The sequence below is a fragment of the Streptomyces sp. PA03-3a genome (assembly GCF_033792735.1).
Taxonomy (GTDB): Bacteria; Actinomycetota; Actinomycetes; order Streptomycetales; family Streptomycetaceae; genus Actinacidiphila.
Genome location: NZ_JARAVM010000006.1, coordinates 169,084 through 190,416 on the forward strand (window position 1 = coordinate 169,084; position 21,333 = coordinate 190,416).

Consider the following 21,333-nt stretch of genomic DNA (forward strand, 5'->3'; position numbering starts at 1 on the left):
GCCATCTGGCGCTCGCCTCAGGTCCGGCCACCGAACTGCCAGTCGTGGACCTCGATCGCGGCGTACGCACCGGCCGTCAGAACGGCACGTGCGGTGTCCGGATCCGCTGCCCGGAGGAGCGCGGCCGTGCCCAGCCACGTGGCGCCGTCGTCGGACAGCAGGGGCCCGTACGCGATCAGGTCGTCCCGCCCGGGCGGCAGGACGAGGTCGGCGCCCCGGCCCGCGCCGAGGCCGAGCACCAGGTACCGGTTGCCGCCGGTACGGCCGCCGGGGAAGTCCCACATGGTGCGCCCCAGCAGGTTGCGCCACCGGCGCAGCAGCACGTCCCGGTACACGCCGGCCTGGTGGCCCGGCTCGTCGAAGGCGAACGCGCGGGCCGCCGCGGGGCCCGGAAGGTCGAGGATGTGCACGCTGCCGGTGGGCTCACCGTCCACGGCGGTGAGGGTCGGGCCGCGGGCGATCATCTCCTTCTCGTACCGGTCCATGTAGGACCAGTGGTCTTCGAGCAGTTCCTGACGAAGCGTCAGCGAATCGGCACGATCGCGGTGGTAGCAGAGGAACTCCATGGGCACACCCTCCCCCACGGCGCACGGCCCCCGCCCGGAGTTTCCTTCCCCCGTCCTCACACCGCGTCCGGGGCGGGGACGGAAACCGGCGGACCGGAAACGGTGGACGGGAAGCGGCGGACCGGGCGGCAGCGTCAGACGACCCATACGGGGGCCGCGACCCAGGGGCATTTGACGCATGCGGCGGCCGGGAAGCTGCTGGCACAGTGACCAGGACAGCGGGAAAGGCCTCTGATCCGCACTTTTCCCCTGCCTTGATCACCCTGCGCGCTCGGGGGCACCGGCGGCCGCCGGTGCCACGACGACGCTTCCGCGAACGCCGTGACGTCGGGGGGGAGCGCGCAGGGCCATGCCCGACACGGGCCGCCCGGCATCCCACGGGATGCCGGGCGGCCGTACAAGGAAGAGACAATGGCTCCACTCGTCGATGAACCCATGGCCGATACGCGCGACATGTACATGGCCCACAGCGCGCTGCGCCGGGAGTTCAGACTGCTTCCCGACCTCGTCCGGTCCGTCGCGCCCGGCGACACCCGGCGCGTGGACGTCGTCGGTTCCCACGCGGCGCTGGTGTGCCGGGTTCTGCACACGCACCACGAGGGCGAGGACAAGCTGCTCTGGCCGAAGCTGGTCGAGCGGGCCGGCGTGGACGCCGAGGCCATCGTGCCGACGATGGAGCAGCAGCACCACGCCATCGAAGCACTGCACGACGAGGTGACCGGACGGCTCGCGGCCTGGCGCTCGACCGGAGAGGACGGCGAGGCGCTCGCCGAGGCGTTCGAGCGGCTGCTGACCGTGCTCATCCAGCACATGTCGCTGGAGGAGAAGGAGATCCTGCCGCTGGCCGCGAAGCACGTGACCGCGGCGGAGTGGCACCAGATGGGCGAGCACGGCATGGAGAACACGCCGAAGAAGGACCTGCCGCTCGTCTTCGGCATGGCGATGTACGAGGGTGACCCGGAGGTCGTCAAGGCGGTCCTCGCGAACGCCCCGCTGCCGGTCCGGCTGATCGTCCCCGCCCTGGGACGCCGCCGGTACGCCGCGCACGCCCGGCAGGTCCACGGAACGGTCAGGCCGCCGCGCATCGGCTCCTGAGACATCCGGCGACCGGGTCAGGCCGGGGCACCATCCGGTCCTCGCCCGAGGGCCGGGCTTGCGTGGCAGGCAGGCGGCAAGCACCGTCGGCGGCAGTACCGCCGCCGCCGCTGTCCGTCCTCGACCCGGCGCCCGCCGAAGAGGGCGCGGGCGCTGCGACGCCCCGGCCGCAACGGTCGCGACCGCCCGGCGGGCCGCCGATCGCGGCTTCCGCCGGGTGTGGGTGGTTGGGCACCCACCGACACCGTTCCGTCGGCGGCGTCGCCCCTCCCGTCCTGCCGGCACGCCCCGCACGCCGCGGCCGAGCAGTTCACCCCGCTCCCGGCGCTCCACCCTGACCGCGGTCCGGGCACGGACGCCCTGGACGTCCATCCGCGCGCCGCGCCGCGGAGGCGGCCGGGCCACCGACGACGAGTTGCGCGCCGGACCGGTCGAACCGCCGGCCCAGCCGGGCGGCCCCGACGGCCGGCATCGGGCGCCGCGGGCGCCGAACCGGACGCAGGCGCCGAACGCCCGCGGGACCGGGACCGGCGCTCTCCTTCGCCCATCACATCCGGCCGGGCAACGCGCCTGAGGCGCCGGGCCGTTGCCGGGATCGGTCCCGGACGTCGCGGTCGACGCCCTTCGACGATCCGGACGGCCGGATGTGCTCGCCCACGCCGGCCGCCGGGCGGCCCGACGCCCGGCCGCCCGCTTTCTGTGCGTTTTCCGGGATGTGAGTTATATCCCATTCCCAGGAATCCCTGTTTGCGGGTGTTCCCCGCAATGTCTGCGGGTTTCCCGCATTCCCGGCCGGGCAGGCCACGACGACCGCGGCCGGAACCTACGGTGGCCGCGATGGGGTTCCCCGCGCGGACCGCGCCCGAGACGGAAGCTCCGCCGGACCCCGGGGAACCGGGCAACTCCGCACAGTTCGCGAGGACATCGTGATCGAAGCATTCTGCACCGACATGCAACCGCCTGCCGAGCGGGCCGAGTACTGGAGGGACGCCGTCCGCAGGGCGTTCACCCGGCTGGAGATCCACGCGCAGGGGACGGCGGAGCTCCACGGGGAGATACGCCGGACGTACATGGCCGGCGTCCAGGCCGGATACCTGGAGGCGAGCCCGCAGCGGATGGCGCGTACCGCGCCGCTCATCGCCGCCGACCGCGACGGCTCGCTCATCGTGAGCCTGCAGCGCACGGGTGACAGTGTCACGGTCCAGGACGGCCGGGAGACGCTGGTGACCGCCGGTGAACTCGTGATCCTCGACAGCCGAAGGCCCTACGTCCTGGACTTCACCGACCCGGTGCGGCAGCACGTGGCCACGGTCCCCCGCCAGATGCTCGACCTGCCGGACTCGCTCCTGAGCCTGGCCACCGGGCGGACCTACTCACCCGGTCACGGGATCGGCGGCATCCTCGCCTCATACGTCGACGGGCTCGTGGCGACGACGGAGCACTGCGTCTGCGCACAGGACTCGCGGAGGTTCCTGCGCCAGGGCATCGTCGACGTGCTGACCGCGCTGGTCGCCCTGGAGGGGGCCGACGGGGAGCAGGCCGCGGTGGAGCGGGCCCTGCTGCAGCGCGTCCGCGGATACATCCGCGCCCACCTGGACGATCCCGCGCTCTCCCCGGCGTCGGTCGCGGCCGTGCACCACATCTCCCTCCGCTACCTGTACCAGCTCTTCCAAAACGAGCCGATGACCGTCGGCCGCTGGATCCAGCGCCTCAGGCTGGAGGCCTGCCGCAGGGACCTCGTCCGGCCGGAGCTCGTCGGGCAGACGGTGGCGGCGATCGCGCACCGGTGGGGCTTCGCCAGCCACGCCCACTTCAGCCGCACCTTCCGCGCGGTCTACGGCCTCTCCCCCGCGCAGTGGCGGCAGGCCGGCGTCCTGCAGGCTGCACCCCTGCAGGCCACCGGCCCCCTCCCCGGGCAACCTGACAGCTGATCAGTCCTGTCGCAGTTGCCCCGTGTCCTCGCAACGGGCCTCACCGGCGGGCCGGGGCAGCGCGGCGGCCGGCTCCTCCATCCGGGTCAGCGCGACCATCGCGAGATCGTCCTTCGGCAGCGCGCCGGCGTGGTCGACGAGGTCCCGGAGGATCTCCCCGAGCGCGTCCGGCAGGCGTTCGCAGTCGGCCGGGCCACCCTGCCGCACCCACCGCCACGCCGTCGCGCGGTCCAGCAGCGGGTAGCAGTGCCCGGCGGCGTCACGGGCCTCGACGAGCCCGTCGGTGTAGAGCAGCAGCGTGTCACCCGGGTCCAGATCGAAGCGTTGCTCGACGGCGCCGCACTCCCGCAGTGCGTGCAGTCCCAGCGGGGGCGACGGGCAGCCCGCCACCAGGGCGACGCTCCCCCGCCGGGCCTGTACCGGCGGCGGATGGCCGTGGTTGACCATGCGGGCGAGCCGTTCGCCGTCCCGCACCTCCAACAGCAGCGCGGTCACGAAGCGTTCGTCGGTGTCGCGGGCCGGGTCGTCGCTCTCGCCCAGGTGGCGCAGGAAGCTCTCCTCCAGGCGCGCCGACAACTCCGCCAGGGTCGCGGCGCGCGGCGCCCATTCGCGGAACGCTCCGAGCACGGCTGCCACGTCCTCGAAGGTGGGCAGCCCCTTGCCGCACACGTCACCGATGATGAGGCGGGTCGTCCGGCCCTTCCGCGCGACGGCGTAGAGGTCCCCGCCGACCTGTCCCCGTCCTCCGCAGGCCCGGTAGACGGAGGCGAGCCCCAGCGCGCCGACGCGCTCGGGGAGCGGCCGCAGCAGGGTCCGCCGTACGGTGTCCGCCACGACGAGCGCGCGCGCCGCGCCGTGGCGGTACCGGTCTTGGACACGGCCCATCACCACCGCCACCACCCCCGCGGTGACCAGCGACGCGATCCCGCACGCGAGGCTCGGATGAATGTACAGCGGCAGGATCACGCAGACCGCACACACGGCGAGGACCCACAGCGCACCACCCGCGACCGCCAGGTGCCGCAACGGCTGTCCGTCGTCCGGTTCCTCCTCGAACTGTCCGATGTCCGGCATCGGCGTCACTTCCTCAAGGTCTGTGCGCGGGGCCGGGATCCGACGGATCCTCGAGCGGTCCCGGACCCGCGCAATGGCGCCCCATTCGTGGTGGGACACCTCGACCGTAGAATGCCTTCGCACCGGGCACCTTGCCCCGTTGTGCACGGCGTCTTGCCCGCCCGTGCAGTGGCCGCGTACCGGAGTCGGGGCGGACCGCACCCACCGCGGTCAACGCCTGGCAAGGCCCGTCAGGGCGTCGCGGAGCGCCGCCCTGGAGGTGATGCGGAGCTTGGGGAAGACCCGGCCCAGATGCCCGCCCACGGTGCGGGGGGAGAGGTAGAGCCGCTCGGCGATCTGCTTGTTGGTCAGGCCGGAGGCGGCGAGATGGGCGATCTCGAGTTCCTGCGGGGTGAGGCTGACCGACTCGGGTCCGTCGGCGCGCTTGACCATCCAGCCGGTCGCCTGCAGGGTCCGCCTCGCCCGGTCCGCCCATGGGCGCGCGCCGAGTTGCTCGAAGGTCGCCAGTGCCGCGCTCAGCGACGCCCTGGCGTCGGTGGTCGATCGCGCCTTGCGCAGCCGTTCGCCGTAGGCGAGGGTCACGCGGGCCAGGTCGAAGGGCCACTGCTGGACGCCGGGGTGCGCCAGGGCCCGCTCGAACAGCCCGATCGCCTCCTCGTCCGCTTCGGCGGCCATCGCGCGGGACGCGTCGACGAGCATGGCCCGGCGGGGGGAGAGCGCGGCGATCCCGGCGTGCCGGGCGGCGGCCACGTGCGCCGCGGCCTCCGCCGGCCGCTGGGTGCGCACGGCCGCCTCCACCACGTCCCCGACCACCAGCAGAGCCACGGGGGTGTAGGGGGCCAGCTCGCCGGGCGGGCTGATGGCGGCCGCGTGCCGGTAGGCGCGTTCGAAGTCGCCCTCCGCCTGCGCGACGAGCACCCGGATGTGCTCCGCCAGGGTCACCAGATGGTGCGCGCCGCGGGAGGTCCCCCACACGCCCATCGCGTCGGCCGTCTCCTCGGCGACGCCGGCCTCGCCGCGCGCCGCCGCGACAACGGCCTTGTAGTACAGGAAGTACCAGGAGACGGCCTCGAAGGCGTGCTCCTTGCACAGGCGCAGCCCTTCGTCGGCCAGTTCGGTCGTGTCGTCCCACCGGCCCGAGAGGAACGCGTCCGTGCACAGCAGCGGGAGGGTGACGATCTGCCTGCGCCCCTGGGACGGGACGCGCGAGACGGCGTCGCGCACTCCGGTGAGCCGGTCGGCGGCGATGCCGGCGGTACCGATCCGCGTGATCCTCGACGGGGCGGTCTCCTGCGGCAGGCCCGCGATGAGCTCCTCCAGGTCGCCCATCGCCGGCAGGGCGGTGCGCGCGGGGTCGCCCTGGGTGGCGACGTTCACCGCCAGCAGGCGCGGAGCGTCGGGCCCGAGCCGCTCCAGGATCTTGTGGAGGGGTTCCCACAACTCCGCCCGGCCGCCGAGGCAGCACAGCAGCAACAGCAGGTACAGAGCCTCCTCGAGCGCCGGGTCGCAGGCCCCGTAGGGATGGTCGCCGTTCTCGATCGCGCCGAGGAGTACCTGATGGGCGGTGTCGATGTCGCCCTCGCCGTCGAGCAGCCGGTGGACGGCGACCGCGGCCGAGTAGAGGGACGCGCGGTCGTCGGAGCCAAAGCGCCGGGCGTCGTCCAGGAGGCGGGAGGCCATGGTCAGTTCACCGGAGGCGTCCGCACGTATGTAGGCGGCCGCGGCCAGCCGGCGGCCCCGGTCGGCCGCGCCGGGGCTCAGGTGCGCGGCCTTGGTCAGCGCCCGGATCGCGGCCGTGGCGTCGCCGCGCCGCAGGACCCGGTGGGCGGTGCCCTCCAGCAACGCCGCGACGTCCTCGTCCTGTTCGACGCACGCCTCCCCCAGGTGCCACGCACGCTGGTCGGGACGGTCGTGCAGCACCTCGGCGAGTTCGCGGTGCACGCGGCGGCGCTCCGCGGAGGTGGACGCCTCGACGACCGCGGCACGGTACAGCGGGTGCCGGAAGCTCAGACGGTGGTCGAACTCCTCGATCCGTACGAGGCCGTCGCGCTCGGCGGCCTCCAGCTCCGTCAGATCGGCCCCGGCGCCGAGCCGTTGGGCGGCGCACTGCAGGACGGCCAGGTCCCCCGTCCCCTCCAGCGCGGGCACCAGCAGCAGACGGCGTGTCGCCTCGGGCAGTCCCGCCACGCACGAGCCGAAGACCTCGCGCAGCCGCCGGGTGAGCGGCAGCGCGGCCGGCCGGCGCTCCAGCCCGGCGCGCTGAGGCCCGGTCAGGGCTGCCGGCAGTTCGACCAGGGCCAGCGGATTGCCCCGCGCGGCGGCGACGACGCACTCCACGACGGGAGCCGCGAGGTCCGGATGGGACGCGCTCGCCAGCAGCCGCGACGCGCCCTCGTCCAGCGGCAGGACCTCGTACTCGGCGCGTACCGCGGTCTCGGCGCGGCCTCGGCGTCCCCGGCGGGCGGCGAGGAACCGGACACGGCTGCCCGCGAGCCGGCGGGCCACGAAGCCCAGCACGGCCGCGCTGGCCGGGTCCACGGCCTGGAGGTCGTCGACGACCAGCAGGATCGGCGTGGCGGCGGCCGCCTGGCGGAGCAGCACCAGAGCCGCGTTCGAGACGAGGAACCGCTCGGGCGGCGCTCCCTCGCCGAAGCCCAGGGCCACCCGCAGGGCCGCGCTGTGGGCCCCGTCCACCGCCTGCGGATCCTCCTCCCACAGCGGGAAGAGAAGCTGGTTGAGCGCCGCGTACTCCACGCCGCTCTCGGACTCCGTGCCCGCGGCCCGCAGCACCCTGGCCCCGGCTGCCGTCGCCCTCAGGGCGAGGTGGCCGAGCAGCGCCGTCCTGCCCACCCCGGGCTCGCCGGTGAGCAGCACCGCGCCGCCGGAATCGACCGAGCCGAGCAGCCCCTCGATGCGCTCCACGTCGCCCGCGCGACCAACCAGCCCCTGGGGCATGCCGGCGCCGACGTCGGCCGTGTACACCGAGGATTGCATCGGATCTTCATGGCTCTCTGTTTCTGGGCCTGGACCCAAGCATTCTCACATGGCACCGACGGCCCGCCCGGGCGGGAAGTGGTGAGTTGTGCCTCAGGACAGGGGCGGAATTCACCTTCCGTATTCCTGGCGTACGCGTTCCGGGTCTCCGCCGTTCGCGGCGGTGCGGTCCGGGTCAGCTCTTCGGCAGCCAGCGGCTCAGCGCGTTGATGAGCCGTTCGAGTGCGGGCAGTTCGCTGGAGCGGTCCGTCATGATCGTGCGGCCGTTGAATTGCAGGGTGTACTGGAACATGTCGTGCGCCGACATGTTCATCGTGAAGTCCGGTACGTCCTCCAGCGCCGGGTCGCCCAGCAGGATGCGCAGTTCCCTGAACCGGGCGGCGCCGGCGCGGTGCACCACGGGTCCGCCCCTGCCCCTGGTGAGGACGGTGGCGTCACCGCGTAGCGTCACTTCCTGGTGGACGCCCGCGAAGCCGCCGCTGATGGTCATGACCACCAGCTTCTGACCCGGTCCGCGAACGGGGACCGGTGTCGCGCCACGGCTCGGCGAGGACGTCGGGGCGAGCGACGGGGAGGGCGCGGCGGACCCCGACGCGGACGCGGAGGGTGGCGTGGGCGACGGTGACGCGGCGGAAGCGGTCGCGGTGACCACTCCGCCGTCCGCCGGCGCACCCGAGGTCTTGCCGATGGTGAGGGTGCAGCCCGTCGAGCCGAGTGTCGCGGTGGCGAGAACCACCACGGCCAGCAATGCCCCGCCCCGTACCCTCACGGCTCTCTCCTCCGCCAGTCGATCGCCCCGACCCAGGCCTGGATACCACGGAATCACGCCTTCCGACCCCGGCCATCCACCCCCCGCGGGCGCCTGGGCCCATCGCCCGGGCGGCCGCTGAGGGTGCCTCGGTGGAAGCCTTCACCTGGAGGTGGTGCCGCGATACCCCGCTCAGGCGCTCGCCTCGCTGGCGATCCGCGCGAAGAGCGAGGCGCAGACCCCGGGCATGGACGGGAACGGCGAGTGGTGACTGGGTAGCCGGACCGGCCCGGCGGTGCGAACGGCCATGTCCTCCTGGAGGGCAGGCCGCAGGGCGCGGTCCCGCTCGCACACGACATACGTGGACGGGACCGCGCGCCGGCCCGCACCGGCCAGGGGCTGGACGAACGACTTCGTGCTCTGCGGCCCAGCCGCGCGACCGCCGCCTCGGCCGCCCCCCGCGGTACGTCACCGCAGAACGTGGCGACCGGGTCGTCCGTGACCGGCCGGAACCCCCGCGGCTCCGGGACGACGGCGGCCGGGTGACAGCCCAGAACGGTCTCACCGGCCCGGCCTCCAGCCGGTAGGCGGCCGGACAGACGACGTGCGCGATCCCGGCCGCCTCCGCGAGGACCTGGCGTAGGAGTGCGCGACCACGACCACCGGACCCTCGACCCCCTCCAGGCCCCGCAGCACCTCGCACGCGTCCTCCCGGACTCCGGCGGTCTCCCGCGCGGCGCTGGGGAGGTCGGCCACGCGCGTCGCCCGGCCGTCGGCGGCGAGCAGGGACCGCACCCGGTCCCCGCACCAGGAGCCGTGCCACGCCCCGTGCACGAGGAGCAGGGTCGGTGCGTTCGGTCGGGAGCCGGCAGCACCACGTATACCTGCGCATACCTCCGGATACCGGGGCAGGGCGAGCGGCGTCACCAACCCCGCCGCCGCGACTTTTTTTTGACTCGTCAAGTACTTTGCTAGGCTCGGGCGACAAGGCCGGCCGTCCAGCTACCGCCACGGAGACACGATGAGTTTTCTGCTGACCGGGACCGATCCCGACGACCCGATCCGGAACCGGCGCGGCGCGCTTTATGTGCCCTCCGGCCAGGGGCCCACCGTATGGGCCGCGGACGACGTCTACACGATCAAGGCGACGGGCGCGCAGACCAACGGGAACATCGGCTTCGTCGAGGCCACCGTTCCGGCCGGCGGCGGCCCGGTCCCCCATGCGCACACGCAGGAGGACGAGACGTTCTACGTCCTCGACGGCGAGCTGGAGTTCGTGGACGGCGACCACGAGTTCACCGCCGTGGCCGGCGACTTCATCCACGTGCCCAAGGGAATCCGGCACGGCTTCAAGAACAAGCGCATCCACGCCGCACGTCTGCTCTTCATCTACACACCGCCCGGCCTCGAGCAGCTGATGCTCGACCACAGCACACCCGCCCGCCCCGGCGAGGCACCGCCTCCCCTCGACGAGGACATGGGCGCCCGAGCCGAGCAGGTCATCCGGAAGTCCAGAACGATCATGCTTCCGTAGCCCCGCGCACGCCGCCGCCGGCCCCCGCCTCCCGGGGCGGGACGCCGGCGTCATCCGCGCCGCGCGAGGGCGCTCGCATCCGGTGTGGTCGTCACCGGCCGCGTGCAGCCGACCTCCGGGACCTTGGCCATGCGCGTACGGATGTGCAGGACGTCGCCGATGAAGAGGTCGTAGACCAGGACCCCGATCACGCCGCCGATGAGCGGGCCCACGATGGGGACCCAGAAGTAGTCGCCGAAGGCGCCCGGTTGGGAGCCCGGCAGGGCGAGTTCGCCCCAGCCCATGGCCCAGGCGAACAGCCGCGGACCGAAGTCGCGGGCGGGGTTGATGGCGTACCCGGCGTTCGCGCCGTAGGACAGTCCGATCGCGGCGACCGCCAGTCCGATCACCACCGGGCCCAGGTAGACCCGCACGGCGGGGTTGCGCAGGTCGATGACGGCCATGATGAAGATCAGCATGAACGCCGCGCCGACGATCTGGTCCACCAGCGGGCCCCACAGGCTCCCGTGGAAGTACGAGGCCGGGACGGTGCCCAAGATCGAGAAGGTGGCGAGCGTGTGCCCGTCCGTCTTCGGCCCCTTCATCGCCTGGTCCAGGGCGCTGATCGCGTCGTGGTACACCGCGTACACCAGCACGGCCCCGGCGAACGCGCCCACCAGCTGCGCGAACACGTACGGGACGACCTTGACCCACGGGAACCGGCGGCGCACCGCGAAGGCGAGCGTGACCGCCGGTTGAGGTGCGCGCCGCTGACGCCGCCGGCCACGTAGATCCCGAAGGTCACCGCCAGCGCCCAGCCGAGCACGGGCATGACCCAGTCGCCGGCGCCGACGAAGCTCGTGGTGACACCCGAGGTGCGGCCCGATCCCGGCAGCGCCGCGACCGCCATGGCGGCCACGCCGCATCCGAAGGAGGGAGCCGATGCTCAGTGTGACGGAGTGGTAGGTGCTCCGGTCCTCCCGACTGCCGGCGCGCTCCCCCACGCCCGCGTCAGGGTGCCCGCCGTCGTTCTCACCGGTGCTCGGCGTGATCTCCTCGGGCTTGGGCAGGGTGCGGGCGTCGGTCTTCTCGCCGTGTGCGAAGGGCGGAGCGGTACTCCGGCGAAGCGCGGCGGGTCGCGTGGAGCGGGGCGGTCGTGTCCGCCGGGCCGGACGCCCGGCGGACACGACCGCCCGTGCCGCCTCACACGGCCTCGGGCGCCTCCGCGGGGTGCGCCGGCGGGGCGATGAGGGACGCCACCGGGTTCGTCACCGTGCGGCAGCGGGTCCAGCGGGTGGCCTCGCCGTCGTGGGGCGAGGCGATCTCCGCGGGCTCCGCGGCCGGGGCGGCGCCGAGCAGCCCGCGGTCCCGGCAGTACTCGTCGTCGTAGACCGTGGACAGGTAGCGGTGCGGGCCGTCGGGGAAGACCGCCACGACGCGTGCCCCGGAGGGGTAGGTGCGGGCGGCCCAACCCGCTACGAGGGCGACGGCACCGACGCTCCAGCCCCCGGACGCGTAGTGGGAGCGCGCCAGGGCACGGCACGTGTGGACCGCTTCAGCCGGCGTGACCCAGTGCACCTCCGTGAACTGCTCGTACGCCACGTTGCGGGAGTGGATGCTGCTGCCGATGCCCCGTACGAGGCGGGGCCTGACGGGCTGGCCGAAGGTGAGGGAGCCGACGGTGTCCACCCCGATGACGTGCAGGTCGGGGTTGAGGGCGCGCAGGGTGCGGCTGACGCCCGCCGAGTGGCCCCCGGTGCCGACGCTGGTGACCAGGACGTCGACCCGGCCCAGTTGCTCGGTCAGCTCCCTGGCCAGGGGTGCGTAGGCGTCGGCGTTGTCGGGGTTGTCGTAGGGGTCGGCGCACCACGACCCCGGCTCTGCAGCGAGCAGTTCGCCGACGCGCCTGCGGCAGGCCTCCTGCCATCCCCGGAAGGGGTGGGCGTCGCGGACGATGTCGAGGCGGGCACCGCGTGAGCGCAGCAGGCGCTTCATGTCCGGCTCCAGGTCCGGGTCGGTCACCAGCGTGACGGGGTGGCCGAAGACCCGTCCGGCGAGCACCAGTCCGAGCCCGAAGGCGCCGCTGGTGGACGCGATGACGGTCCCGCCGGGGAGGAGGTCGCCGCGCTCGCGGGCCCGGCCGACCATGTGGACGGCGGAGCGGTCCTCGATGCCGCCGGGGTTGGCGCCTTCGAGTTTCGCCCAGAAGCCGCGTCCGGGCGTGGTGAGGGGGTGGGAGATCCACAGCAGGGGCGTGTTGCCGACCGCGGCGGCGAGGTCGCGGCCGGTGGTGGGCTCGTTCATGGTGTCCGCCTTCTGGTATCGGGAAGAGTGCCGTGCACGGCTCACCCGCCTCCCGTGCGCTCACGGGCGGGGGCGAGGGACCGTCAGCCGGTCCTGGGGGCGTCTTCTAGATGCGCCAGAGGCAGAGGACGGAGGGATCCGCGGTCGCTATGCGCGCGTCGGGGGCCGGGGCGCTCCCGGGTGTGTTGTGCGAGGCGGGCACCTGTCCGGGCGCCGTTTCGGCGGCTCCGGTCTGTGTGGGGCCGGGTCCGTGCTCACGCGGTCCGGTGCGCGACCCCGGCAGTTCGGAGGTGTCCGGGGAGCAGTCCTCGCCGGGGTGGTGCGGAGCGACGGGGTGGGGCCGCTCCTCCGCGTTCGCCGGATGGACGTGCGCGTGGAGCCCGTCGTGGGCGTGCGCGGGCGAGCCGGCCACGGTGAAGCAGAATGCGGCCAGCAGCGCGACGAGGAACGTCGGGCACGTTCCGCGGTGGCGGCCTCGCACAGGGCGCACATTACGCCATGAAGCATCCCCGAACGGTCTCAGGCGTGCGGTGGTTTGCCGCCCAGGTGGTGATCGGCGAGGTTGAGCACCTCGTCGACCAGCCTGCGCAGATGGCCGTCGGAGAGTTCGTAGACGACCCGTCGGCCCTCCTTGCGGGACGAGACCAGACCCGCGATCCGCAGTTTCGCCAGGTGCTGGCTGACGGCGGGACGCGCGGCGCCGACCCGCGCGGTCAGCGTGGAGACGTCCGCCTCCCCCTCGGTCAGCGTGTGCAGGACGGCGAGGCGCGTGCGGTCCGCGAGCAGGCTCAGGATCTCCGCCCCGCGGACGTAGTGCTCGGTGCCCGGTTCTCGCGGATGCGCACGATGCGCAGCTGACAGGTGCATGCGTGCGTTCATATGCACATAATGAGGGGAGGACTCAGCCCGTGTCCACCCGAGACCCCCGGAAGGCGGACCCATGAACGGCGGCCGGCACACGCATCCACATCCGCACCCCCACCCGCAGCACGACCACGGCCGCGACCACGGCCGCGGACCGGAGCACGGGCATGCGCACGGCCACGAGGGCCGTCGGGGCACGGCAGGTCTGCGCCACCGGCTGGGACACCTTCTGCGCCCGCACTCGCACGAGTCCGCCGACAAGGTGGACCGGGCCCTGGAGTCCTCCGCCGAGGGCATGCGGGCCCTGTGGATCTCGCTCGCCGTCCTCGGCGTCACCGCGATCGCCCAGGCCGTGGTCGTCGTCCTGTCCGGCTCGGTCGCCCTCCTCGGCGACACCGTGCACAACGCGGCCGACGCCCTGACCGCGCTGCCGCTCGGCGTCGCCTTCGCCCTCGGGCGGCGGGCCGCCACGCGGCGCTTCACCTACGGCTACGGCCGGGCCGAGGACCTCGCCGGGATCGTCATCGTCCTCACCATCACCGCGTCGGCCGGCTTCGCCGCCTGGACCGCCGTGGACCGGCTCCTGCACCCACGGGACGTCGCCTACCTGCCCGCGGTGGCCGCCGCGGCGGTGATCGGCTGCGTCGGCAACGAGTGGGTGGCCCGCTACCGCATGCGCGTCGGACGGAAGATCGGCTCGGCCGCGCTGGTCGCGGACGGCCTCCACGCCCGCACCGACGGCTTCACCTCGCTGGCCGTGCTGCTCGGCGCCGCGGGCGCGGCGATGGGCTGGCGCCTGGCGGACCCGGTCGTCGGTCTCGCCATCACGGCGGCCATCCTGCTGGTCCTCCGCGACGCCGCGCGCGAGGTCTTCCGGCGCGTCATGGACGCGGTCGACCCGGCGCTGGTCGACGGTGCCGAGCGCGCCCTGCTCGACGTGCCAGGGGTGCGCGAGGTGGCGGAGCTGCGCCTGCGCTGGATCGGGCACCGGCTGCGCGCCGAGGTGGCCGTGGTCGTCGACGGCGACCTCACCGTGCGTCAGGCCCACCACGTCGCCGTCGCGGCCGAACACGCCCTCCTCCACGCGGTACCCCGGCTGACCGCCGCCCTGGTCCACGCCGACCCCGCGCCCGCACCGGGCATGGCCGACCCGCACGCCGGACTGGCCCACCACGCGGCGTGAGGCCCGGCCCACCGCTCCCACCTCCGGCGCATCGACGGGCAGGGCCGCCCTCGGAGCGGCGTTGGTGCAGCCCGACGCCACGTCAGCCCGCGGACCGGGCACGTCGGGGAGGTCCGGAAATGCCGGTAGTGTGCGCGCATCCACCGAGACTTGACTGGGCATATCTTCCGATATGCACCAGATTCGGCACCTTCGACTCGTTCCACCGCCCCGTGCGCCTGAGCACCTCGGCGGCTGTCACTGGGTGAGGTGGGCACGTGGGCATAGCGGGGATGACCCTGACCGTCGTGATCCTCGTGCTCGCTGGAGTGGCGCGGCGGCTCCACCGATACCCCGGCGGCTGGAGATTCGCGCTCTCCGGCCGTCATGACACCGACAGGGACGCCCTGGACCGCGCCAGGCGGGCCGTCCGGAAGCTGCGGCGCAGGGCGCGGCGCGAACTGGCCGGGGCACGGGCGCGGGTCGCCCGGGCCGACCGCGCGCACCGGCGCCGTGTCGGCGACGCCGAGCGGCACCTCGCGCGGCTGCGCCGGCCGGGCAAGGGTGCCTTCGTCGCGGCGCTCGGCAAAGTGTCCCTGCACGAACACGTGATGGTGATATCCGGGCCGAAGAAGAAGGTCCTGCCCCTGGACGGACTGCAGGTTCGGTTCGAGCACAGCACGATCGGCAACCACATCTACCTCAGGCGGCCGGACGGGGTCCACTTGCAGTCCTATCCGCCCGGCGAGCACGGCGAGGACACCGTTCGCGGCTTCGGCGTGCGCATAGAGAACGCGGTCGCCACGGAAAGCACGTACCTCATCGGGCTCGCCACGTCGGTCAAGAAGGCGGAGGACGCCCTCAAGGCGGCCCGCGCGGACACCGGCCCCGCCCAGGAAGCCCGCAGGCACCTGGGCCTGATGACCGCCCGCCGCGACCCCGCGCTCGCCGAGGCACTCGTGGGCCTCGAAGCCGCCCGCGACCGGTGGCAGCGGCTCACCGGCCGGCGCCCTCCCCGCTGACGGGGCGAGCGGTGCCGGGCCCGCCGCCTGCGTGGCGTCGGCTTGGCCGACCGGCCGCAGCGCGCTCCGGGTGGCGGCGAGGGAGGGATCTCCTTCGGCGCGCCGCTGACACGGTGCTTCCTCCGGCTGGGTGCGGGCCTCGGCTGTCCGTCCATGGTCCACGCGGTTGCTGGCCCAGGTGCTGGAAGCAGAAGGAGAGCAGGTCCGAAGCACGGGCTTCGGAAGGCGGAGCGCCTGCCGGTAGTGAGGCTCCGCGTCATCCGGAGCACCGGCGTAGCGGCGCGCGTCCGCCGCCCAGATCGAGTGTGGACGGCGACACAGAACGTGCCCTCGGCGCCTGCCGGTGTGACGGCCTCCTCGTCGCGCGTCGGGACGAGCAACTCCGCGCCCACCCGGCGCAGTTGCGCGGGCCGGCCGAGCGGGTCAGCCGGCGTGGCCGTTCGGTGGCCGGTTCGGCCGCTCCGACCCGCCGGGCGACGTGAAGGCGTCCCAGTCGGCGCGGCCGCCGGCCCCCATGACGCCGGTGGCGGAGCCCAGTTCCGAGTCCGCCGAGGCGAGCAGTTCACGTCGGGCCATCCAGGAGACCACCGGGGGGAACAGCGGCCGCAGCGGCTGGCACCAGCGCAGCCAGGGCGGGGCGTACACATGGTGGGCGCGCCGGGCGATGCCGGTGGCGAGCAGGTCGGCGACCTCTGCCGGCGGGTGGACGCGGCGGGCGAAGGACGGCTGGCTCCGCCGCAGGGCACGCAGCACGGGGTGGTCGTCGAGGTCCGTGATCATGTCCGTGCCGGTCCAGTGGAGGTAGGCGATGCCGACGGTCACGCCGTCGGCCTCGACCTCGCCGCGCAGCGCCTGGGCGAACGACTCGGCGCCGGCCTTGGAGGCGCAGTAGGCGCTCATCAGCGGGGCGGCGGAGAAGGCCGCGGTCGAGGCAATCTGCAGGAAGTAGCCGCGGGTGCGGCTCAACTGGGGGAGGAAGGCCCTGGCCGTGTTCGCCGCACCCACCAGGTTGACGTCGATGACCCGTTGCCAGAGGGCGGCGTCGGTCCGGGCGAAGGGCCCGCCCGCGGCGATCCCCGCGTTGGCCACCACCACGCTCGCGGGCCCGAGTTCGGCGTCCACCCGCCGGGCGGCGGCGTCGAGTGCGGCACGGTCGGTGACGTCCGCCTCGACGAAGATGTTCGGGCTGGGCAACGAGGCGGCCGCCTCACGCAGGGTCGCCTCCTCCCGGCCCAGGAGCGCCACCCGCGTGCCGAGGGCCGACAGGTGACGGGCGAGTGCCTCGCCCACACCCCTGGCGGCGCCGGTCACGACGGCCACGCGTCCCTGCAGCGGGTTCTCCGGGGCTGCGCCGCCGCGTGGGCTGATACCGGTCGTCCTCACTGGCACCCCGTTCGGTCCGGGTACGAAAGTGCGTGGGCACCACCGAGTGAAGCCGAGATCCCGGCCCGGGGCCGCATGGCGCGTCGGACGGGTGCGGAGCCGCCACTCGAACGGTGGCCTGGATACGTGCCACTCGCGCACACGACAGGAGAGGGCGATGAGCATTCTGCGGGCCGGACAGACGGCGGTGCGCCGCGACGTGGACCGCCGCGGCCGTGTGTGGAGCGAGCACGCGCTCCGCGTCGGCCTGAGGCGGACCGCGGCCGCCACAAGGGAGTGCCGCCGGGAACCCCTCCGGGCCCGTGCCGAAAACGGGCCCGGCGGGGCGTACCGCGTACGCGTTACCGGACGGGGAGCGGGTCGCTCAGGCGCCGACGCGGGGCGGGGTCGGCGTCCCGTACACCCGCCTGGCGTGCGCGGCGTACAGACGCGGAGCCAGCAGCGGCATGATCAGACGGGGCACCAGGGGGGCGTGCGACAGGACGGCCTTGATCGTCGCGGGGTCGCCCTCGTACATCATCATGCCCAGGGCCAGCGGGAGGTCCTTCTTCGGGGTCTTCTCCATGCCGTGCTCGCCCATTCCGGCCCACTCGGCCGCGGTGACGAACTCCTCGGCCAGGGGCAGGATCTCCTTCTCCTCGAGCGCCATGTGCTCCAGGACCCGCTCGAGCAGCACCTCCAGTGCCGCGGCGAGGGCCTCGCCCTCCCGGGCGGTGGTGCGCCACCCCGCGAGGAGGCCGGTCACCTCGTCGAGGGCGGCGTCGATGCCGTGGTGCTGCTCCTCCATCGTCGGGACGATGGCCGCGGTCCGCTCACCGCCGCGCTCCAGCAGGCGCGGCCACAGCACCTCGTCCTCGCCCTCGTGGTGGAGGTGCAGCAGCAGGCACACCTTGTCGGCGTGGTCCGCCACGACCCCGGCGCGCCCGACGTCGCCCGCCTCCACCTCCCGGACGAGTTGCGGGAGAAGGCGGAACTCCCGGCGCATCATCGTGTGCGCCATAAACATGTCGCGCACGTCGGCCATGGGTTCGCTGACTGTCCGTACCACTGCTGAAGCCTCGATTGGTGTCTGGAGATCGCGGAAGAGCGCTACGCATGCTCCCGGCGGCACCGGCACGAGGGCATCGGGAGAATTACCGATCTTGCCGCGGAACCCGCACCGCACCGCCCCCGCCGGCGCACAAGGCGATCAAGACTTCTCCCGATGGCCGCGACGGCCCCCTTCCGCCAGCATCGGAGGCGCTCCGCCCCGGCCGTCCGTCGGAGCCGCCGCTTCGCGGGAACCCCCGCTCGCGAACGCAGCGCCCCGTGGCCGAGCCGGTCGGGGGGCTCCCCACGGGGGTCGCCCCCCTCCCCGCGGGTGGGACAGGATCCACAGGTTGTTACCCTTCGGCGAGAATTGTCCGCATGACCACGACGAAGGGGGCGCAGCCCCCGGCACCCGGTGGTCACCCCCCAGAGGTCCCCACAGGTCCCCTCAGATGAGCGCCCCCACCCCGGCAGGTCCACGCGTCAGCCCCGTCTTCGTGGGCCGGCAGGCCGAGCTCGCCGAGCTGCTGCGGGCAGCCGAGGCAGCGGACGACGGGGACCCGCAGGCCGTCCTCGTCCGGGGCGAGGCCGGGGTCGGCAAGACGCGGCTGGTCGGGGAGCTGCTGCGGTCCCTGGAGACGAGGGCGGCCGTCGCGGCCGTCGGCGGCTGCGTCGAACTCGGCGGCGACGGCTTGCCCTTCGCGCCGTTCTCGGAGGCCCTGCGCGTCCTGTGGCAGCGGCTGCCCGACGAGGTGCGGGCGGCGAGCGCGGGCCACGAGGACCTCCTGGCCCGGATCCTCCCCGGCCCGGAGGGCGCGGCGTACGCCGACCAGCGCGACGACGACGTGACGCGGCTCTTCGAGCTGACCACCCGCGTCCTGGAGCACCTGGCCGCGGACCGGCTGGTCGTGCTCGTCGTCGAGGACCTGCACTGGGCCGACGCCTCCACCCGCAACCTGCTGAGCTACCTGTTCCGCACCAGGCGGCGCGGCAGGCTGCTGCTCCTGGGGACCTACCGGTCCGACGACATCGACCGCCGGCACCCGCTGCGCCCGCTGCTCGCGGAGCTGGGCCGGCTCCGGTCCGTACGCCGTGTCGCACTCCCCCGGTTCACCCGGGGCGAGGTCGGCGGACAGCTCGCCGGCATCCTCGGCGCGCCGCCGGACCCGGCCGTCCTCGACGAGGTCTATGCCCGCTCCGACGGCAACGCCTTCTTCGTCGAGGAACTCGCGGCCGGCGGCCGGGACCACCTCGGCACGGGACGCCGGGACCTGCGCGACCTCCGCGACGTGCTCCTGCCCCGCCTGGAGTCGCTGCCGGAGACCAGCCAGCACATCCTGCGCACGGCCGCGGAAGGAGGAGTGGCGACCGGGTACGCGCTGCTGCGGGAGGTGGCCGGGCTGCCCGAGGACGAACTCATCGAGGGACTGCGCCAGGCCGTGCTGGCCCAGGTCCTCGTCCCCGAACCGGACGGATCGGCCTACCGGTTCCGCCACTCGCTGGTACGGGAGACGGTCAGCGAGACCCTGCTGCCGGGCGAACGCGCGCTGGTCAACCGCCGGTACGCGAACGCGCTGGAGGCGGACCCCGCACTCGTGCCCGCCGTGGAGCTGTCCTGCCGCCTGGCCCGGCACTGGCACGCCGCGCAGGACTCCGTGAAGGCCCTGCGCATGAGCGTCACGGCCGCCGAGGAGGCACGTCACTGCTACGCCTACACCGAGCAGTTGTGGCACCTGGAGCGGGCGCTCCAGCTGTGGGACCGGGTCCCGGACGAGGCCCGGGCGGCGCTGCCCGCCCCGCGCTGCCCGCAGACGTACCCGAGCGGGAACCTTGCCGCGCCGGAGCCCCGTCAGGACGGGAACGGGCCGGACCGCGGCGGGCCGAGCCGTCTCGACCTGCTCGCGACCGCCACCGTCGCCGCCCTGCACGGCGGCAACCTCGACAGGGCCCTGGCCCTGACCGACGCCGCGCTCGAAGCCCTTCCCCCGGAGAACTGGCCGTTCCGGCTCCACGCCGCCTGGTTCTGGACCCAGCGGTCGCGGGTGGTCCAGGGACTGAACCGCGGCGACGGATGGCAGGAGCTCGAGACGGCCCGCAAGCTGACCGCCGGCCTGGCCCCGACGCCCGTACACGCCGACGTCCTGGTGCACATCGCCAACTGGACCGCCGTCCACCGCCCGGGACCGGCGAACCGGGCCGCCGCCGACCAGGCCGTGCGGTACGCGGCCGCCGTGGGCGCAGAGGCGCTGGAACTGCACGCCCGGATGACCAGGTGCCTGCTGGACGCCGAGACCGACGCCGACGGCACCGGGGTCTCCGAGTTGTACGAGGTCAGACGCCGGGCCGAGGAACTGGGAGAGCTCGGCATCGCCGGGCGGGCGAACCAGAACCTGCCGTCGGTCCTGGAGGGCATGGGCCTTTCCGAGGAGGCCGTCGCGGCGGCCGACCACGGCATCGCGCTGTGCCGCTCCCTCGGGCTGGGCGACCACGAGGCCTGGGTGCACTCCAACAAGGCGATCAGCCTCTTCTCCCTGGGCCGCTGGGCGGAGTCCGAGGCCTCGCTCGACGAGGCCGAGACGGTGGCCCGGTCGCACCTGCCGCGCTGGACGTTCGCGGCCCGCCGCGCCTACCACCTGCTCCACCGCGGAGACGCGGACGGCGCCGCCCGGCAGTTGGCGCTCGCCGACGAACTGCGCGGCACCGAGCGGCTCCGCACCCAGCTGCTCGTCGCCCTCAGCCACTGCACGATGGAGATCGCGGCAGGCCAGGGCCGTCTCGCGGACGCCCGGGCCGAGTTTCTGCGGGCCGACGCCGCGGGCCTGACCACCGGCCCCGTCCGCTGGTCGCTGCCGCTGCTGCGCACCGCGGCGGCGGTCGAGGCGGAGGCCCGCGGTTCCGCCTCCCTCGACGGGCCCTCGCCCGAGGTCCTCGCCGCGATACGCCGCGCCGCCGGGCGGCTCGACGCCGTCTTCCCCGTGTGGGTGGGGTACGAGCGGCTGCTGCAGGCCGAGTTGGGGCGCGCCGAAGGGGACGACGACCCGGCCCCGTGGTCCCGGGCCGTGGCCGCCTTCGCGACCGTCGACCGTCCCTACGAGTCGGCCGCGGCACTGCACGGCGAGGGACGCGCCCTGCTCGCCGGGAACCAGCGCCGCGCGGCGGCCCTCGACCGGCTGGACCGGGCGCGGCGGATCGCCATCGACCTCGGGGCGGGACTGCTCCTCGCCGACGTCGAAGCGGCGATGCGCCGTGCCGGCACGGACCCGGCGCAGGAACAGGAACCGCCGCCCGCGAACGCCGCGGCAGCCGCCTCGGCCGCCACCGCCGACGCTGGCGCCGACGTCGGCGAACCGGCGCCGTTCGGACTCACCCCGAGGGAATCGGAGGTGCTGGGGCTGGTCGCGAAGGGGTACAGCAACCGCCGGATCTCCGAGGAGCTCTACATCTCGCAGAAGACGACGAGCACCCATGTCTCCCACATCCTCGCCAAGCTCGGTGCCTCCAGCCGCACCGAGGCCGCGGCGATGGCGCACCGGTACGGGCTCCCGCCCTCCCCCTGACGGATCCGGGGATACGGCGCTTCTGGGATCCGGGAATTCGGTAATCCTCCCGATGCCCGGGGCGATGGCTCCCTGCCACCATCGTGCTCCG

16 protein-coding genes and 1 pseudogene are annotated in these 21,333 nt (G+C 74.0%); 6 read left to right on the forward strand and 11 right to left on the reverse strand.

The genetic code is table 11. The annotated features are described in order from the left end of the window. Positions 1 to 17: 17 nt before the first annotated feature. Positions 18 to 566 (reverse strand): YciI family protein, encoded by a 549-nt coding sequence (locus PV342_RS09600; protein ID WP_500316594.1) that lies wholly within the window; start codon positions 564 to 566, stop codon positions 18 to 20. A gap of 411 nt (positions 567 to 977) precedes the next feature. Here PV342_RS09600 and PV342_RS09605 point away from each other — a divergent pair, with 411 nt between their 5' ends. Together PV342_RS09605 and PV342_RS09610 are read left to right on the forward strand one after the other, a co-directional pair. Then, positions 978 to 1,661, forward strand: a complete 684-nt coding sequence (locus PV342_RS09605) for a hemerythrin domain-containing protein (protein WP_433416781.1) — start codon at positions 978 to 980, stop codon at positions 1,659 to 1,661. Positions 1,662 to 2,587: 926 nt separating this feature from the next. Then, positions 2,588 to 3,592 carry a helix-turn-helix domain-containing protein gene (locus PV342_RS09610; RefSeq protein ID WP_500316595.1) on the forward strand — a complete coding sequence of 335 codons (1,005 nt, stop codon included), beginning with the start codon at positions 2,588 to 2,590 and terminating at the stop codon, positions 3,590 to 3,592. Here the strand turns inward: PV342_RS09610 and PV342_RS09615 are convergent, their stop codons facing one another. The 4 genes from PV342_RS09615 to PV342_RS09630 all read right to left on the reverse strand — a co-directional run bounded on the left by PV342_RS09615 (position 3,593) and on the right by PV342_RS09630 (position 9,335). Continuing rightward, a complete protein-coding gene (locus tag PV342_RS09615; RefSeq protein WP_386992182.1) occupies positions 3,593 to 4,666 on the reverse strand; it encodes a PP2C family protein-serine/threonine phosphatase in 1,074 nt (357 codons plus the stop codon). A 210-nt stretch (positions 4,667 to 4,876) separates the two neighbouring features. Then, on the reverse strand, positions 4,877 to 7,660 hold the full coding sequence (locus PV342_RS09620) for an AAA family ATPase (RefSeq protein ID WP_500316596.1): 2,784 nt from the start codon (positions 7,658 to 7,660) through the stop codon (positions 4,877 to 4,879). Between the two features lie 175 nt (positions 7,661 to 7,835). Further along, the gene (locus PV342_RS09625) at positions 7,836 to 8,429 is read right to left on the reverse strand and encodes a hypothetical protein (protein ID WP_500316597.1); all 594 of its coding nucleotides are present in this window, start codon (positions 8,427 to 8,429) and stop codon (positions 7,836 to 7,838) included. 540 nt (positions 8,430 to 8,969) lie between these two features. Beyond that, positions 8,970 to 9,335 carry an alpha/beta fold hydrolase gene (locus PV342_RS09630; protein WP_500316599.1) on the reverse strand — a complete coding sequence of 122 codons (366 nt, stop codon included), beginning with the start codon at positions 9,333 to 9,335 and terminating at the stop codon, positions 8,970 to 8,972. A gap of 94 nt (positions 9,336 to 9,429) precedes the next feature. On the opposite strand from PV342_RS09630, the gene PV342_RS09635 reads away from it, so the two are divergent. Then, a complete protein-coding gene (locus PV342_RS09635; RefSeq protein WP_386992172.1) occupies positions 9,430 to 9,942 on the forward strand; it encodes a cupin domain-containing protein in 513 nt (170 codons plus the stop codon). A gap of 50 nt (positions 9,943 to 9,992) precedes the next feature. Here the strand turns inward: PV342_RS09635 and PV342_RS09640 are convergent. From PV342_RS09640 to PV342_RS09655, 4 genes and pseudogenes are all read right to left on the reverse strand, one after another. Next, a pseudogene (locus PV342_RS09640) lies at positions 9,993 to 10,831 on the reverse strand (MIP/aquaporin family protein). Positions 10,832 to 11,124: 293 nt separating this feature from the next. After that, the gene (locus tag PV342_RS09645) at positions 11,125 to 12,225 is read right to left on the reverse strand and encodes a PLP-dependent cysteine synthase family protein (RefSeq protein WP_500316601.1); all 1,101 of its coding nucleotides are present in this window, start codon (positions 12,223 to 12,225) and stop codon (positions 11,125 to 11,127) included. A gap of 106 nt (positions 12,226 to 12,331) precedes the next feature. After that, positions 12,332 to 12,706, reverse strand: coding sequence for a hypothetical protein (locus PV342_RS09650; RefSeq protein WP_500316603.1), 375 nt, complete (start codon positions 12,704 to 12,706; stop codon positions 12,332 to 12,334). A 38-nt stretch (positions 12,707 to 12,744) separates the two neighbouring features. Further along, complete coding sequence (locus tag PV342_RS09655; protein ID WP_500316605.1) at positions 12,745 to 13,092, reverse strand: ArsR/SmtB family transcription factor; 348 nt, start codon at positions 13,090 to 13,092, stop codon at positions 12,745 to 12,747. A gap of 73 nt (positions 13,093 to 13,165) precedes the next feature. Between PV342_RS09655 and PV342_RS09660 the strand changes: the two genes are divergently transcribed. Next, positions 13,166 to 14,272 (forward strand): cation diffusion facilitator family transporter, encoded by a 1,107-nt coding sequence (locus tag PV342_RS09660; protein ID WP_500316607.1) that lies wholly within the window; start codon positions 13,166 to 13,168, stop codon positions 14,270 to 14,272. Positions 14,273 to 14,529: 257 nt separating this feature from the next. Further along, positions 14,530 to 15,273: a hypothetical protein gene (locus PV342_RS09665; protein WP_500316609.1), complete on the forward strand. Its 744-nt coding sequence runs from the start codon at positions 14,530 to 14,532 to the stop codon at positions 15,271 to 15,273. A 423-nt stretch (positions 15,274 to 15,696) separates the two neighbouring features. Here PV342_RS09665 and PV342_RS09670 read toward each other — a convergent pair whose 3' ends face one another. Both PV342_RS09670 and PV342_RS09675 read right to left on the reverse strand, forming a co-directional pair. After that, positions 15,697 to 16,656 (reverse strand): SDR family oxidoreductase, encoded by a 960-nt coding sequence (locus tag PV342_RS09670; protein ID WP_500316611.1) that lies wholly within the window; start codon positions 16,654 to 16,656, stop codon positions 15,697 to 15,699. A gap of 364 nt (positions 16,657 to 17,020) precedes the next feature. Beyond that, entirely contained in the window at positions 17,021 to 17,680 is a 660-nt protein-coding gene (locus tag PV342_RS09675; protein ID WP_400808265.1) for a hemerythrin domain-containing protein, read from the reverse strand. A gap of 457 nt (positions 17,681 to 18,137) precedes the next feature. On the opposite strand from PV342_RS09675, the gene PV342_RS09680 reads away from it, so the two are divergent. Beyond that, positions 18,138 to 21,242, forward strand: coding sequence for a helix-turn-helix transcriptional regulator (locus tag PV342_RS09680; RefSeq protein ID WP_500316613.1), 3,105 nt, complete (start codon positions 18,138 to 18,140; stop codon positions 21,240 to 21,242). Positions 21,243 to 21,333: the final 91 nt, after the last annotated feature.